This window comes from Paenibacillus sp. FSL R10-2736 (assembly GCF_038000245.1).
Taxonomy (GTDB): domain Bacteria; phylum Bacillota; class Bacilli; order Paenibacillales; family Paenibacillaceae; genus Paenibacillus_AQ; species Paenibacillus_AQ phytohabitans.
Genome location: NZ_JBBOBN010000001.1, coordinates 2184893 through 2199430, shown reverse-complemented (window position 1 = coordinate 2199430; position 14538 = coordinate 2184893). Strand labels below are relative to the sequence as shown.

General features: G+C 49.6%; 17 protein-coding genes. 5 read left to right on the top strand and 12 right to left on the bottom strand.

The features are described 5' to 3' along the window. Window positions 1–135: 135 nt before the first annotated feature. A complete protein-coding gene (locus tag NSQ73_RS09130) occupies window positions 136–855 on the top strand; it encodes a Crp/Fnr family transcriptional regulator (RefSeq protein WP_216626496.1) in 720 nt (239 codons plus the stop codon). A 134-nt stretch (window positions 856–989) separates the two neighbouring features. Here NSQ73_RS09130 and NSQ73_RS09125 read toward each other — a convergent pair whose 3' ends face one another. The 6 genes from NSQ73_RS09125 to ric form a co-directional block, all read right to left on the bottom strand. Beyond that, a complete protein-coding gene (locus tag NSQ73_RS09125) occupies window positions 990–1472 on the bottom strand; it encodes an NUDIX hydrolase (protein WP_340986213.1) in 483 nt (160 codons plus the stop codon). 103 nt (window positions 1473–1575) lie between these two features. Then, the gene (locus tag NSQ73_RS09120) at window positions 1576–2394 is read right to left on the bottom strand and encodes a formate/nitrite transporter family protein (protein WP_039295420.1); all 819 of its coding nucleotides are present in this window, start codon (window positions 2392–2394) and stop codon (window positions 1576–1578) included. 24 nt (window positions 2395–2418) lie between these two features. Beyond that, entirely contained in the window at window positions 2419–2760 is a 342-nt protein-coding gene (gene nirD / locus NSQ73_RS09115; RefSeq protein ID WP_042237941.1) for a nitrite reductase small subunit NirD, read from the bottom strand. Window positions 2761–2784: 24 nt separating this feature from the next. Next, window positions 2785–5211: a nitrite reductase large subunit NirB gene (gene nirB / locus NSQ73_RS09110; RefSeq protein ID WP_340986212.1), complete on the bottom strand. Its 2427-nt coding sequence runs from the start codon at window positions 5209–5211 to the stop codon at window positions 2785–2787. Between the two features lie 203 nt (window positions 5212–5414). Then, window positions 5415–6116 carry a hypothetical protein gene (locus NSQ73_RS09105; protein WP_171716804.1) on the bottom strand — a complete coding sequence of 234 codons (702 nt, stop codon included), beginning with the start codon at window positions 6114–6116 and terminating at the stop codon, window positions 5415–5417. A 143-nt stretch (window positions 6117–6259) separates the two neighbouring features. Then, on the bottom strand, window positions 6260–6955 hold the full coding sequence (gene ric / locus NSQ73_RS09100) for an iron-sulfur cluster repair di-iron protein (protein ID WP_171716842.1): 696 nt from the start codon (window positions 6953–6955) through the stop codon (window positions 6260–6262). 233 nt (window positions 6956–7188) lie between these two features. Here ric and NSQ73_RS09095 point away from each other — a divergent pair, with 233 nt between their 5' ends. Together NSQ73_RS09095 and NSQ73_RS09090 are read left to right on the top strand one after the other, a co-directional pair. After that, window positions 7189–7404, top strand: a complete 216-nt coding sequence (locus NSQ73_RS09095) for a helix-turn-helix transcriptional regulator (protein ID WP_042237945.1) — start codon at window positions 7189–7191, stop codon at window positions 7402–7404. Further along, window positions 7391–7834, top strand: coding sequence for a hypothetical protein (locus NSQ73_RS09090; protein ID WP_340986211.1), 444 nt, complete (start codon window positions 7391–7393; stop codon window positions 7832–7834). Before NSQ73_RS09095 ends, NSQ73_RS09090 begins: the two co-directional genes overlap by 14 nt. A gap of 159 nt (window positions 7835–7993) precedes the next feature. Here NSQ73_RS09090 and NSQ73_RS09085 read toward each other — a convergent pair whose 3' ends face one another. The 4 genes from NSQ73_RS09085 to NSQ73_RS09070 all read right to left on the bottom strand — a co-directional run bounded on the left by NSQ73_RS09085 (window position 7994) and on the right by NSQ73_RS09070 (window position 10810). Beyond that, window positions 7994–8716 (bottom strand): hypothetical protein, encoded by a 723-nt coding sequence (locus NSQ73_RS09085; protein WP_340986210.1) that lies wholly within the window; start codon window positions 8714–8716, stop codon window positions 7994–7996. Window positions 8717–9068: 352 nt separating this feature from the next. Next, entirely contained in the window at window positions 9069–9386 is a 318-nt protein-coding gene (locus NSQ73_RS09080) for a winged helix-turn-helix transcriptional regulator (protein WP_340986209.1), read from the bottom strand. A 126-nt stretch (window positions 9387–9512) separates the two neighbouring features. Further along, entirely contained in the window at window positions 9513–9842 is a 330-nt protein-coding gene (locus NSQ73_RS09075) for a hypothetical protein (protein ID WP_042138776.1), read from the bottom strand. A 32-nt stretch (window positions 9843–9874) separates the two neighbouring features. Further along, complete coding sequence (locus NSQ73_RS09070) at window positions 9875–10810, bottom strand: Gfo/Idh/MocA family protein (protein ID WP_340986208.1); 936 nt, start codon at window positions 10808–10810, stop codon at window positions 9875–9877. A 147-nt stretch (window positions 10811–10957) separates the two neighbouring features. On the opposite strand from NSQ73_RS09070, the gene NSQ73_RS09065 reads away from it, so the two are divergent. Together NSQ73_RS09065 and msrA are read left to right on the top strand one after the other, a co-directional pair. Next, window positions 10958–11566, top strand: a complete 609-nt coding sequence (locus NSQ73_RS09065; protein WP_340986207.1) for a TVP38/TMEM64 family protein — start codon at window positions 10958–10960, stop codon at window positions 11564–11566. A 91-nt stretch (window positions 11567–11657) separates the two neighbouring features. Beyond that, the gene (msrA, locus tag NSQ73_RS09060) at window positions 11658–12644 is read left to right on the top strand and encodes a peptide-methionine (S)-S-oxide reductase MsrA (protein ID WP_340986206.1); all 987 of its coding nucleotides are present in this window, start codon (window positions 11658–11660) and stop codon (window positions 12642–12644) included. Between the two features lie 109 nt (window positions 12645–12753). Here the strand turns inward: msrA and NSQ73_RS09055 are convergent, their stop codons facing one another. Together NSQ73_RS09055 and NSQ73_RS09050 are read right to left on the bottom strand one after the other, a co-directional pair. Continuing rightward, complete coding sequence (locus tag NSQ73_RS09055; RefSeq protein WP_340986205.1) at window positions 12754–13161, bottom strand: GNAT family N-acetyltransferase; 408 nt, start codon at window positions 13159–13161, stop codon at window positions 12754–12756. A gap of 50 nt (window positions 13162–13211) precedes the next feature. Further along, on the bottom strand, window positions 13212–14357 hold the full coding sequence (locus NSQ73_RS09050) for a DUF4349 domain-containing protein (protein ID WP_340986203.1): 1146 nt from the start codon (window positions 14355–14357) through the stop codon (window positions 13212–13214). Window positions 14358–14538 lie beyond the last annotated feature (181 nt).

Here is a 14538-nt window from a genome sequence, read left to right as displayed (position 1 = left end):
AAATGAAGTGAAAATTATCACAATGTAAAAAATTCGACACTTTTTCGCGAAAATTTTTACCCATAAAGAGGAATTTACATGTATAATTAATTTAAAATTTACTGAAAAACTGAGGGAATAAAGGGGATGTCGATTATGATAAAGGAACATTATAATGTTATCGAAGCCCGCGGCAATACAAACTGTTTCTCCGAACAGAACTTTAACCGGCTATTGGTCACAATGAAGGAGCGCATGGTCCCTGAAGGCTCTCACCTATTCTGGGAAGGCGACTATTCGGATAAATTGTTTTATATCAAACGTGGACGTGTGAAACTAACCAAATCAACTGACGAAGGCAAGGAACTAATCCTGTATATGTATCAGGCCGGTGACATGGTTGGTCAGGCAGACCCCTTCTTCAGCACGAAGCATAGCTTCACTGCCGAAGTAATTGAAGAAAGTGAAGTCGGCGTCATCGAGCAGAAGGATCTAGAGATTCTGATCTGCCAGCACTGTGATTTCGCGATTGACTTCATGAAATGGATGGGGATTCATCACCGTCTCACGCAGACGAAATTCCGCGACCTGATGATGTACGGCAAACCGGGTGCACTCTGCTCTACGCTGATCCGTCTAGGCAACACCTATGGAGAGAAGACCGGCGACAGCATTCTGATCAATAAAAAAATTACGCATACAGATCTGTCCAACATGATTGGCGCTACCCGCGAAAGTGTTAACCGTATGCTGAGCGATCTGCGTAAAAAAGACGCTGTAGAGTATGAGAACGGCATGATTGTCATCAAGGATCTGTCGATGCTTCAGGACATCTGCCACTGTGAATTATGCCCTAATGAAATTTGCCGAATTTAATTCCTAATAATAATACCCTCTATTCACCTCAATGAAACATATATGACCCAATAAATTAATAGAGTGGTCGAAGGCGCCCTGTCCGGCGTCTTTTTTTCTTGTCTGCTGAAGAGATTCCCGCGCTGCCAGCAATTCTACAAGGTCTTTATTTCCCAAGAATCATAGTATTCCGTCCCCATAGTCAGCTCATCACCGCTAAGCCACTTCGCTGCCAGTACAGCTGCCGGTGAAGCCGAATCCAGCGTGATCCAGGCTAATTCCACCCATTCCATTCCGCTCGAATCCTGTTCTGCAAAGGCTGAAATAGCTGCTGGCTCCTGCTCCCCGTCCAATTCAACCTGGTACAACGCTGCCAGATGATGCATATGCGTGAAGTCTTCCTCCTGATAACGGACAAAAAAATCGAATATGCCCAGGTTTCGTTCTGCCTTGACTGCAAATCCGGTCTCTTCCATGAATTCTCTGACCAGGCCGTCAAGCAGTGATTCGTTCTCTTCGAGTCTACCGCCAGGCAGATCGTATCTTCCGGTGTATGGCCCTCTTCCCTTATGAATTACCAGCAGCTTGCCGTCACGCTGGCAAATTCCATATACGCCAAAATGGTTAAAGCTCTTCATGACTGTCCACTCCCTGATTCGAGTCCTAAACAGCTTACCACAGATAGATGCTCCTTTCAGTGACAAAAAAGCCCCGCAGTAATTAAACTGCGGGGCTTCTAAATTAACTTATTTTCTTAGTCTGCATGGCAGTTGATACTTTACGGGGACTACGCACAGGTGAGATCAGCCAGTATGCCATGCCGACGAATACACCGCCGCCGATGATATTGCCTAGCGTAACCGGAATCATGTTATGCAGCCAGCCGGCAATGCTCACGGTCTCGGGATGATTCGGCAACAGTACTGCCACGCTGAGCAGCGTCATGTTCGCTACACTGTGTTCGTAGCCGCTTGCGATGAAGGCGAACAGGCACCACCAGATCAGCACCAGCTTCGCCGCTTCACTCTTGGCGCGGGAGGACATCCACAGCGCCAGGCAGACCAGCCAGTTACAGAGAATACCGCGGAAGAACAGCTCCGAGAACGGCAGGCTCATCTTCTTGGCTGCTGCCGCGAAGATCAGATGCTCGGCAGGCGCCGCCTTAAAGAGACCCGATCCCTGAATCAGCAGGGCAAGAACCACTGCACCGGCTACATTGCCGAGGAATACCAGGACCCAGTTCTTCACGGTATCCCAGACCGTAGTTCTCCCGGCAAGCGTGCTTACCGTGAAGAACATATTATTTCCTGTGAACAGCTCCGAGCCAGCGAATACAACCAGGGTCAAGGCAATCCCGAAGGATGCGCCCATAATCAGCGGCTGGAACGGTGACTTGATCGCTGCCAGCGGAGCCCCCAGCGAGAAGATCAGAATAATACCAATACCTACATAAGCTCCTGCCAGGAGTGCCGCCAAGAAATATTTGGGCAGGCTCTCATTCATCTTGTCGCGTTTGCCTACGGCTGTCTCAACGATATTCTCTACGCTCTGCGTAAACATATCTACACCTGCTCTTCTTTTAATTTATAGCCTTGCCACTGCCGCAGGCAGACTAACCTTGACGACTCCGTCCTCCACAACAACCGGATGGACTACTGCCTGACCGCGGTCCGGAGCCTGAACTTCTCCGGTCCGCAGATCGATTTTCCAGTCATGAAGCGGGTCATACAGATAATAGCCGGATACAATCCCCTCAGCGAGCGGACCGCCCTTCGGGTGGGGACTGTGGTTCTCCACGGCATAGAAAGCGCCATCCGATGTGCGGAATATAGCTAACTCCACCTCTCCTGCATTTACTACCCGGCCAATCTGCAGCATGAAATCGTCTGCGGCTCCTACTGCATACTCACGATTACTGAGTTCCATAATTTTCTCTCCCTCTCCCTCAGGCTAGACCCGTGTCTGTTCGAACAGTGCTGTGCGGGTACCGTTGTCATCCAGCATCTTTTTCCATGGATCGCTGACTTGTGCCAGGGCGAAGTCAATCCGTGCAGCGAGTTCTTTCCGGTTGTCATCACTGCCCAGAATAACGGTCTGGATATGCTCAAGGCCCATACGTTCTACCCATTCTGAAGTTCTCTCCAGGTAATTGCCGGTTTCACGGTAATACTGCATTACGGCGGAGCAGACCTCGACCAGCTCTTCATCGGTTCTTACCTTGCAGAAGGCATCAGCGATCCGTGGCTTAATGCCGCCGTTTCCGCCGATAAATACTTCCCAGCCGCCGTCATTGCCGACAATGCCGATATCCTTCGTGCAGGATTCTGCACAGTTACGCGGACAGCCGTTAACCGCCATTTTGAACTTGGCCGGCATATCCAGGCGCTCATACTTGCGCTCAAGCATAGCGCCCATGCCCATGGAATCCTGTGTGCCAAAACGGCAGAACTGCGAACCTACACAGGTCTTCACAGTGCGCAGGGATTTCGCATAGCCATAGCCGGACGGCATATCCAGCTCCTCCCACACCTTCGGTACATCCTCTTTTTTGATACCGATCAGATCCAGACGTTGCCCGCCGGTCACCTTCACAACCTTCACATCATATTTCAGGGAAACATCGGCAATCCGTTTCAAATCCTCGGGAGTGGTAACCCCTCCGTACATCCGCGGAATAACCGTATAAGTTCCATCCTTCTGAATATTAGCGCTCATCCGTTCATTAACGAAGCGCGATTCCTTCTCGTCCTCATGGGTGTCCGGATAGATCATACCCAGATAATAGTTCACAGCAGGACGGCATTTAGAACAGCCTTCCGGCTGCTTCCAGTCCAGCACATGCATAACTTCTTTGGTGGTTTTGAGCCCTTTAGCCGTAATTTCGGCTACAATCTCATCCCGGCTAAGCGGGGTGCAGCTGCAGATCCCCTGCTTGGCGCTTTGCTGGAAGCTGTCCCCTAATACGAACTGCAGAATCTGCTCAACAACTGGCTTACAGCCGCCGCAGGAACGGGTAGCTCCGGTGCAGGCTTTGATTTCATCCACTGTAGTGAAGCCATTCTCCGTAACGGCATCAACAATCGCCTTTTTGGTAACCCCGTTGCAGCCGCAGACAATCTCTTCATCGGCCATTGCTTCAACGGATAGACCTTTCTTGGCTCCGCCTCCGCCGCAGCAGCCTGTGCCCATGACCTCTCCATAGATCTCATCGGTCATTTCTGTTCCCTGCTTCACCAGCTTCTGCAGGCTCGCTGATTCCGTTACATCACCGAACAGAACCGCACCGACAATAATATTGTTTTTGAGCAAAATCTTCTTATAGGTTCTCTTCCACTCATCCTTGGCGGATATGACGGTATGCTCCGCTGTTTCGGTGAACTCTCCGGCCGAGAAAACATCAACACCGGAAATCTTGAGCTTCGTCGCGACAACCGAACCTTCGTATCCCGGAGTCTGCACACCAGACAAATGCTTAGCCAGTACCATCCCCTGCTCGAAAAGCGGCGCTACCAGACCATAGCAGGTCCCCCGGTGCTCCGTACATTCACCGACAGAATACACGTTAGCCATGGAGGTCTGCAGATAGTCATTGACGACAATCCCGCGGTTAACCTCGATGCCGCTATCCTTGGCAAGCTGAACATTAGGTTTAATTCCGACTGCCATTACCACAAATTCTGCGGGCAACTCACTGCCGTCACTGAAGCGCAGCCCGGTAACCCGCTCTTCTCCAGTCAATTCGACCGTCTGCTTGCCCATGGCGAATTTCACACCTTGACGCGCAAGCTCCGCCTGCAGCATGGAAGATGCCGTACGGTCCAGCTGCCGTTCCATCAGATCCTCAAGCAGATGCACAACGGTAACGTCCATCCCCAGATTCACGAGGCCTTTGGCTGCTTCAAGACCAAGCAGACCGCCGCCGATAACAGCTGCCGTGCGGTACTGCTCCGCTGCGGCCAGCATGGCATCGCAATCTGCGATATCACGGAAGCCGACTACCCCGTCCTTTGTACTGCCCGGAACAGGTAATATGAACGAATTAGAACCCGTAGCAATGATAACCTTGTCGTAATGAACCGCCTGTCCGTTATCTGTAATCACCTGCCGGGTTTGTTCATCAATCCGGGTAACAGTCGTTCCAGTATGGAGGGTAATATTGTTATCCGCATACCACTGACGGTCATTCAGGATAATATCTTCAATGGTTTTACTGCCTTCGAGAACATAGGACAGCATAATCCGGTTGTAATTGGGATGCGGCTCACTGCCGAAGATCGTGATATCATAAGCGCCGCCCAGCTTTAAAATCTGTTCAATAGTGCCTACACCCGCCATGCCATTGCCAATCAGCACTAACTTTTCTCTGTTCGCTGTCACTGGTAGGACCCTCCTTCAAAACTCATATTCCTTCACAAACTTGCTTTATAGTGAAATTATACTGCCCAAAATTCCCCGGCATTTGTGATTCCAGTCACATTAAATGTGAAACATTTCACATAAAGTATTAGACACACAAAAAGGACCTCCGCGCTCTCGGCACAGAAATCCTTGTATCCGCTAAACGGATTCCGTTATCGTAATTACTTCAGAACCAGTGATATCTCCAGCTTGTCCTGCGGTCTGAGCTTCATATCCACACCGTTGCCCAGCAGCGCTTTGTCATTAACCTTCAGTTTCCATTCCTCACTGCTGAGTGGTGTGTAATCCATTACGGTGAGAACTGTCTTGTTATTTTCTGCCAGCTTAATCATCCCGCTGTTCTTCATAAGTCCCTTCACTGACAAATCTTCCGTAAAGGACAGCACATGCGAATGCGTCAGCTCAGGCTGTTCGCTCCCGCCGTTCACCGTAAGGATAACCGGTTGAAATAACGCTCCGGCTGCGGACGGCTTCGCCGAGAAGACAATAGCCGCTCCAGCCTCAATTGTACTGTTCCAGTCCGTAAGTTTCTTGCTGTTCACTTGTACTTCCCACATCATATCCTGACTAAGCGCAACCCTATTGACCTCAAGAATACTATAGCCGTCTGCAGCAAAAGTAACGATCCCGCTCTTTCTCAGCAGTTCTATGATGGAATTACCTTCTATATAAGCTTCGTTAAGCAGTCTGCCGGAGGTTCCGGCCATTTCACGTTCACCCACCAGAATTGAAAAAGATAGTCCTGTGCTTCCGCTTCCGGCGCTGCCGCCGGTGTTCCCCGGTCCCAGAACCGAGCTGCAGCCGCTGGCTGTAATTATAAAAACAAGGCACAGCAGTAAGCGCCCCATCCATTTCGTGGACATTCCACGGCACCGCCTTCTTATGTAATATCCCTGACTCTTTAAGGATACCGCATAGAAGACCTGTTCTCAAATTATTTCTGTTCTGAACCTTACGTTCTATATAACAAAAAAGTCCCCGGAGGGACTTTCCGTAGTACTACATTTTATTGATAACGCAGGAACAGGTTATTGTTCTCCAGATGCACATGCTCGAAGGTCATACCTTCCAGCTCCTCAAGGCGTGCATAGGTCAGGCGGTAAGTCGTGCAGGCATGCGCAGGCGGTGTGTAATCATTGGTTACCCGGCGGAGCTCGCGGAGGATCTCACCGGCACCATCGTGCTCGGCTTCCAGATTATGCAGCAGGCCGCGCAGCTCCGATAGGCCTTCTTCAGTCGGGTTCTGTGTGTAGGCGAGCATTTTAGGGAATTCGCTCTCTTCTTCCTTCGCCGTATGCTGAAGCAGATCTTCGCGCAAAAGATTAAACAGGCGGTGCATCTCGCCCAGATGCGGAGAATCCTCGCCATGCACGCGGAAGACTTTGGTTACATTCTGGCTGATTAGCGGAAGCTCTTCACGCAGGTAGCGGTGATGCTTGTTCACGATATAATTCACCAGCTCTTCAGAGGAGGCCTCGTTCCAGGCTGTATCCTCTTCCAGTACCGGATGCTCTTCCTGCAGCTTGTTCAGATCCTGAATCATCGCTTCCGGATCAAGCCCTTTCTCGGCAGCAGCTTCAGCCAGCGGCTTCGCGCCTCCACAGCAGAAATCAATGCGCTTAGCCTTGAAATAATCCGCAGACTTAGGGAACTGCAGGACGATGTCTCTGACCATTGCTTCAGAGGTGAAACCTGATTGAATTGTTATATCGTTTAATTGATTGGACGCCATTGTGGCCCCTCCTCATGTTATGGGTATAGGTTTTTAGTTGCTGATCACCTTTACACCTTAACACCGGCAGGAAGTCGGACTAGTGATTGTACGCACTGGATATATAAAATTTTATTGAACGGAATGATTACAAAAAAATCCACCATGTATAATATAGTAGACATAATGTTAAATATATATTACAATCTACATGAGGTGAGGGAATGGGAAAAAATCTGAGGCTTAAGGCCTCAAGAGCGGCAAAAGACATGTCGCAGAAGCAGCTGGCGGATGCTGTGGGAGTCACCAGACAGACGATTATTGCGATTGAGAACGGTGACTACAATCCCACAATCAGGTTATGTATTGATATTTGCCTAACACTGGGTAAGACGCTGGATCAACTTTTTTGGGAGGGAACTGAACATGAGCAAAGCTAACCTGGACGAAAGACAACTGTTAAAGCGGAACAAAGCGGGGAATCAGTCATTTATGTTACTGGCCTTCCTGCTGTTGGCGGATATGGGCCTGCATAATTACGGAATACAGTGGCTCAAGTATCCATTGAGTAATTATGTTATTTTTATGATTGGTGTCGGCTCCTATCTGGTACGTCTGATCTGGAACGGTTCCTATATAGGACCTGGACGGGAGGGCCTGACAGCTAATAGCAGAAGCGCAGCCGTTATCCTTCTATCAATTCTGATTGCAGTATGCATCATTATTGCCGCGCGCATGAGTCCATCCCCGATAATACCAGACGGTAGTGCAAGCGGAAACGCAATTCTGATCATATCTGCAGCAGTTGGAGTGGTGATCTTAAGTTTGGTTTATTGGATCAGAAGAAGGAATAACCGGGATGAGGCGTAAAAAGTACCTGGCGGATTCCTAATTATACTCAATCATTCCCAAAGTGCTGCCGCATCAAGGAGCTCAACAAATTATTCAGCAGCACTTTCCTTCTTGTTTTTCTTCTAAAATCATTCTCAAAGCCACCTTTTAACTCTTCAATGTATGGCATAATATGATTTATTGAACAGTCGCCTGCATATATGTCCGCTTGCCTTGCGCATCCTTCAAATAGGGTCCAAGACCGGCAAACCGCGAATGATCCACATACACTCCAGTCATCCACCTGCCTTCGGTCAGACCTCCATTCCACTGCAGCACCAGATCCGGGGCAGAGATCCATTCCTGATAAACTCTGATATTCTTATCCTTATATTCTTTGGCTTGTTTATTCATTTCCATTAACGGGGTCTGTGTCATATAGGTAGGTACGAAATATACAGAAATAAGCTCCAAATCATCTTCGCTAAGAAAAGCTTCTTCACCTAAGTAAGGCTGGAGCAGCAGCGTATTCTCATACATCGACCAGATTACCGCCTGCAGCACCATACTCTGACTAATGCCGTTATGAAAGGTGAAGCGGCGCGGCGGGCAGGAGGTATCGCTATCCGCAGCTGTCACAGGCTCCAGACAATGCCGTTCACAACCGATGCATTTCCAGCCGGAGGGGCTTTGAATCCACTTCTGAAACACACTGCCGCTATCATTGTCCCCTTTGTATAGAGAGGATATGATTTCATAAGGCACGCCAATCCAGGCATCCCATAATGAAGCGGGAAGATGGCTATGAAGCATATACAACACCTTGTCATAAATAAGCTGCACTCTAATTGACGCAGTCTCCAGTTCAGCGACATCCTTTTTTCCATAGGCTATTTCGCGGGAAAACAAGGTGATGGTCATGATCCTCGCCTCCTAAAAGTTTTGTGAGCGTTACTTCATAAGAGTCCACTACGGCAAAACTTGCATCGAAAGCATACTTTTGGTTTTGTGAGCCTAAACACCCCTGAATCAGCATCGTTCAAAACTTGCCTCGAAAGCATCGTCTTAGTTTACTTGCCTTAACTTCGGCTTATCCACATTCTCCTTAGGCTTTTCCCAGTTTTGTCAACGCTTCCACACATCCGTAACTTTAGTTTGTTCTATTATATTACACAGGTTTGGACACAGTGCAAGTTTTATTTAGCAGAACCGAAGCAAAAACCCCTTAAACCGGAGACCGGTAAGGGGCTGTCATTAGGAATATGAAACGTAACTACTCAACCCAGCTCTCGGCCCAGAACTGAATTTGCTGCATAACCGGCTCAAGTGCCCGGCCTTTGGTGGTTAATTCATACTCAATGCGCACCGGGGTTTCCGGATATACATGACGTACCAGAATGCCTTCACATTCCAGATCCTTCATACGCTCGGACAGCATCTTGTCGCTCATAGTCGGAATCAGTCCGGAAATATCCTTGAACCGCTTAGGGCCGCTCATCAATGTCTGAATAATAAGTCCATTCCAACGTTTGCCTAAAAAAGAAAAGGCCGTCTCGAATCTCGGGCACATCGTCAGTTGATGTTCTTCCATTGTTTTTCACCTCTCACTTGTGAAGCTTACTATTAGTTAGTATATATAATTTTACCACATTTATTCTGTAATGAACATCGTTTACCAAAAAAAAGTTCATTAACCATAACTATTATATCTTCGTTGTCAATCCCTTGTGTCTGCTTTCTGCTCCCGCTGATGAATCGCTTCAGTTACCACGTAAGCGAGGTCATCATTGCTATACAGCGACAGTACACCAAGTACGGTGTCATCGGAGATAAAACCGGCCTCTTCCTCGGATACAGTCAGTGCCAGCGCATTGCTCAGCGCCTGATTGCCCTCCTGCTGCGGATATGCCTGTAAATACAGTGCGTGCGGGTCCAGCTTGTTATTCACGCACCACTGGGCAAAAACAAGAATCATCATTTCCTCATCCCGTTTGTAGCTTTCGATAATTCTCTCTTCCATTGACTTGCCGTAATCCTGATCTTCCATGTTGTTCTCCTCTCTGCTGCTAATCTGAAAATTCAACGGCTGAGCTTCGCTGCCAGCTCATGGCTCGGCAATACGGCTGAAGCGGAAATGCCGCATTGCTCCGGGGTCGCGATATTACTCAGGTAATGGCTGACGGCTCCGCTGAAGCCTCTGCGCTCCAGTATAGTGTCCCAGCTGCCGAAATTCTGCGTGCGCGGCAGGGAACCCTGCTCATATAATGTCGCCCGTTCCATATCCGTCACTTCGACTGATCTGCCATTTCCGTGCAGCTCCAGCTTCTCCAGATCAGCACCGGCATCGCGCACCATACTGTATATTCCGGTTGCTCCGCTCTTCCAGTCCAGCTGCCCCAATGACTGCAGCAATCTGTCTTCTGTATCTGTCTTCAGGCTGCTGTGAAGCAATTCATAATCGCCGCCGCACAGCCATAGCAGCAGATCCAGCATATGGATCAGATCATCATGAATAGTCTCATGGCTTGTACCCTGCTGCAGCTTCGTCCGGTGCTTGATTGCGCTGCATTGGCTAATGCCTCCGGCTTTCAGCAGCCAGGACTTGGCCGCCATATACATCGGAGCATAGCGGCGGTTGAAGCCAACCCCCAGCAGCAGTCCCTTGTTCTCTGCGAGCTCGGCCATCCGCCGGGATTCTTCCAGATCATAAGACAGCGGCTTGTCCACATATACGGAGACCCCATGCTCCAGGCAACGGATTACAAGTTCATAATGTGTAGGTGTTGGACTATGCACGAATACAGCATCTATGTCCCAGGATAACAGCTCATTCAGGTCAGTTGTCCCTTTCTGAAGACGATAGGTTTGAACTGCCCGCTGCACCGTCGCAGAGGAATGGCTGAGTACCCCTACAATTTCCGCCTGATCATGACGGGAGAGCAGCGGCAAATAGACTTTACGGGCAATATCGCCGATGCCGATTAATGCCACTCTTTTGCGTACAGGTATATTCATTGAGGTATCTCCCTTAAATATTGGGGATTTCTATCCCTTATAGGTGTATTATACCGTGACAAGCGGCGGCGACAATGATCTTTGCTTCAATAATCACTTTTTTTTCAGTATGATGAAATGTATGGAGTGAAGAAAGGGCATAGTAAAATGAGAAAATGGCTGACGGTAATTCTGTATGTTTCGTGCATAATCCTCGCGTTTATCTACAGGTATGAGATTCTGGCCTGGCTCAAAGAGGACCATAACCTGCTTCTGTCCATGCTTGCAGCCACTGTTCTGGCCTTGTTTCCGGTAATCCCCTACAAGCTGATCATCGGTCTGTTCGGATACGCCTATGGAAGCCTGGCGGGAGCGTTAATATGCTGGACCGCAACCACATTGGCTGCAGCAATCGTGTATGGTCTGGTTAAATATATGTTCCAGAGCAAATCCATGACTTATCTGAACTCAATTTCAGCGCTGGATAAATTCACCGGGGCCGTGCAGCGGCGTCCGTTTGCCTCTGTAGTCCTCGCCCGGCTGGCGCCTGTGATTCCGCAAATGGCCGTGAATATCTACGCCGGTGCTGCCGGACTGCCCTTCTGGAGTTATCTTGCAGCAACCGGCCTAGGTAAAATCCCGGGGATCACCCTGTACGCCTTCCTCGGCGGCCAAATGTTCCAGCATCCGCGCAATGCTGCCATTGCCGTGATTCTCTACATCGCCGTGCTTGCAGCTGCCGGATTCTCCATGCGGCCGCGGTCCGCTAAAATCTGAGCGGGACCCGTCAAGCTGGCAGAGCGCAGCTATTTGATTTATAATTAAATTGTGATCTATTTAATTGCATTCTATAGATGGAGGGATATTAATGAGTGAAGTTCAATCTGATTCTATAAACATCAAGACGGAAAAAGCTACGTTCGCCGGAGGATGCTTCTGGTGCATGGTATCCCCGTTTGAAGAACTTCCCGGTATTGTCGAGGTAATCTCCGGCTATACAGGCGGTCATACTGTTAATCCGACTTACGAGGAAGTCTGCTCAGAAACGACCGGACATGTCGAAGCTGTGCAGATTACGTTTAATCCGGATATTTTCCCATATACCAAGCTGCTTGAGCTGTTCTGGCAGCAGATTGACCCTACCGATGCCGGAGGGCAATTCCATGACCGCGGCACCTCTTACGGAACAGCGATTTTCACCCATTCGGAAGAACAGCGTCAGCAGGCTGAGGCATCTAAGGCAGCACTGCAAGCCAGCGGACGTTTCTCTGCTCCTATTGTGACTCCGATTCTTCCGGCCAAGCCTTTCTATCCGGCCGAAGAATACCACCAGGGATATCACCACAAGAATCCCGGCCATTACAAGCGTTACCGCAAGGGCTCCGGGCGGGAAGCTTTTATCGAAGCCCACTGGACTCACAAGGAGGACAAAAAAAGCCTGAAGGAGCGCCTGACTCCGCTGCAGTATGAAGTTACGCAGAACAGCGCTACCGAATCCCCCTTCCGCAACGAATTCTGGGATCATCACGGGGATGGAATCTATGTGGATATTGTTTCCGGCGAGCCCCTGTTCAGTTCACAGGATAAATTTGATTCCGACTGCGGCTGGCCGAGCTTCATGCGTCCGATCCGCGATTATGCAGTCAAGGAGAAAACTGACCTCAGCCATCTGATGATTCGCACCGAAGTGCGCAGCAAAACAGCCGATTCCCATCTCGGCCATGTCTTTAATGATGGTCCCGGGGCAAATGGGCTGCGCTATTGCATCAATTCGGCGGCTTTACGTTTTGTTCCCAAAGAAGATTTGGAGAAGGAAGGCTACGGCGAGTACCGCGTTCTTTTCCAGCATGCTTGACGCAGGTCGATAACGGCCGCCTCAACCATCCATAAGTCATCGCTACAGCAGAAAGCCTCCAGACCGGTAATAACAGGTTTGGAGGCTTTTTACATGAGTGTTATAGCCCTTATAAAAACAAACTCATCCCCGGTGCCCCGGCAGGCCGTTCCAGAAATCCGAACTGACTGTAGAAGCCCGATTTCCCCTGGGCGGATGACAACTGAATCCAGCGGATTCCCCGGCTGCGGCAATGACTGATCAGCTGATCCATAACTGCGCGTCCCAGCCCCTGCTTCTGATAAGCCGGAAGCACAATCATATCGCACACATAACACTGGATTACACCATCGGAAACGATCCGGCCGGTAGCCACCAGGAGGTCATCCTCATACACCGTGAGAATATGCCAGCTATTCTTCAGCGCCATGTGCATATGTTCCTTCGTCCAGAGCCTATCTGCATTCCAGCCGGTGGAATGATATAAGCTGTAATACTCATCCATGTCCGGAATATCTGTGCGGTAAGTAAAGCCCACTCCGCTTCCCCCTTAATCACTTCAAACTCTGAACCTGACCATTCAGCTGCTTATTTATTATCTTTCTCAGTATCACTCTCTATTTCAGCTGGTGCGATAGGCGCCTCAACGTCACGGTCCAGCAGTTCCCGGTTCTGTTCACGGTTGCCCTGGCGTATCTGTTCGAAGTGCTCCCGCTCCCGACGCTTAAAGATTCTGCGGAACCAGATCACAACCGCCACAACCACTGCAGCCACGATCAGCACCGGAAGTGCAGCCGCCAGCACAACTACAAGCCACTGGAACATTACAGATAATGCCTTCATGCTGCCCTGCAGCGCCTCCGAAGCGCGTTCACCCAGCGGTCCTTGTTTTTTCACTTGCGTGACGGCGATGCTCTCCTCTGTCTGGTAAAGGCGAAGCTCCACGGTCGAGAAGGATACGTTCTGGTCAATATAACGCATTCTGCCCTTGATCTGTTCGATTTGCTCCTGGATTGCACCCAGCTGGTTGGCAAACTGCACGAGATCTGCCGGTTTGGTCGCTTTTTTCATGAAATCGATATATTGCGTCTCCATCATCTGCTTAGCCTTGAGGCGTGACTCCAGATCCACGTACTCTTCCGAGACATCCTGCCCCTGAATACTTCTCTGCAGCTTCTCATGTTTGACCTTCTCCAGATTGTTCAGAAAAGAAGAGAAGCCCGACGCCGGTACCTTGAGGATGAAGGTTCCGCCCTGTTCATATTCAGACATATTCTCTGAAAATTCAATAATGTAACCGCCTGCCAGTGTAATCATATTCCGTACTTCGGTCTGTGCCGCCCCGTAATCGGCTACCTCCATGTTGAGGTTAGCCTTATAGATCAGCTTTTTGTTCAGCCCTGCCACCACATCGGTTCCCGTGAACCCGGCTGAAGCGTCTGCCGCCTGCTCTGCCCCCGGATTAGGGACCGCAGGATTCGCGCCGCCGCCTTGCACCGTATTCTGATCATTCACAGCCACCGCGGTGGTGGAGTTGAAATTTTCGGTCATTTCCTTCGCTGCCGGCACACTGGCAGCTGAGCCGTCTTCCACTGCCGCCGCGGACTCAGCGGTCATCGCATTATCCGCTGTATCTGCCGCCGAATTGGCATTGTTATTGCCTGCCCCGCAACCTGCCAGAACCACTGCCAACACAATTAAACACAACAAAGAATGCAGACCCCATTTTCGCATGTTCATTCCTCCAAAAGTGTAATGGCGAAAGGCCGTTATATCTATAGATCTCTTCCGCGCTTATACCCTTTGACGTTCCAAAAGCTGGAAGGTTGCAGACAATTAGGAGGATAGCAGCCTTTTTTTGTGTTTTTTCCCATATCGGTAAAAATGCCAAACAGGACCACTCAGCAGCTGAATG

Bases quoted from the DNA above. Each gene is read 5' to 3' on its own strand.
- NSQ73_RS09130 (WP_216626496.1), top strand. From the start codon at position 136: ATGATAAAGGAACATTATAATGTTATCGAAGCCCGCGGCAATACAAAC.
- NSQ73_RS09125 (WP_340986213.1), bottom strand. From the start codon at position 1,472: ATGAAGAGCTTTAACCATTTTGGCGTATATGGAATTTGCCAGCGTGAC.
- NSQ73_RS09120 (WP_039295420.1), bottom strand. From the start codon at position 2,394: ATGTTTACGCAGAGCGTAGAGAATATCGTTGAGACAGCCGTAGGCAAA.
- nirD (WP_042237941.1), bottom strand. From the start codon at position 2,760: ATGGAACTCAGTAATCGTGAGTATGCAGTAGGAGCCGCAGACGATTTC.
- NSQ73_RS09105 (WP_171716804.1), bottom strand. From the start codon at position 6,116: ATGTCCACGAAATGGATGGGGCGCTTACTGCTGTGCCTTGTTTTTATA.
- NSQ73_RS09095 (WP_042237945.1), top strand. From the start codon at position 7,189: ATGGGAAAAAATCTGAGGCTTAAGGCCTCAAGAGCGGCAAAAGACATG.
- NSQ73_RS09090 (WP_340986211.1), top strand. From the start codon at position 7,391: ATGAGCAAAGCTAACCTGGACGAAAGACAACTGTTAAAGCGGAACAAA.
- NSQ73_RS09085 (WP_340986210.1), bottom strand. From the start codon at position 8,716: ATGACCATCACCTTGTTTTCCCGCGAAATAGCCTATGGAAAAAAGGAT.
- NSQ73_RS09080 (WP_340986209.1), bottom strand. From the start codon at position 9,386: ATGGAAGAACATCAACTGACGATGTGCCCGAGATTCGAGACGGCCTTT.
- NSQ73_RS09075 (WP_042138776.1), bottom strand. From the start codon at position 9,842: ATGGAAGATCAGGATTACGGCAAGTCAATGGAAGAGAGAATTATCGAA.
- NSQ73_RS09070 (WP_340986208.1), bottom strand. From the start codon at position 10,810: ATGAATATACCTGTACGCAAAAGAGTGGCATTAATCGGCATCGGCGAT.
- NSQ73_RS09065 (WP_340986207.1), top strand. From the start codon at position 10,958: ATGAGAAAATGGCTGACGGTAATTCTGTATGTTTCGTGCATAATCCTC.
- msrA (WP_340986206.1), top strand. From the start codon at position 11,658: ATGAGTGAAGTTCAATCTGATTCTATAAACATCAAGACGGAAAAAGCT.
- NSQ73_RS09050 (WP_340986203.1), bottom strand. From the start codon at position 14,357: ATGCGAAAATGGGGTCTGCATTCTTTGTTGTGTTTAATTGTGTTGGCA.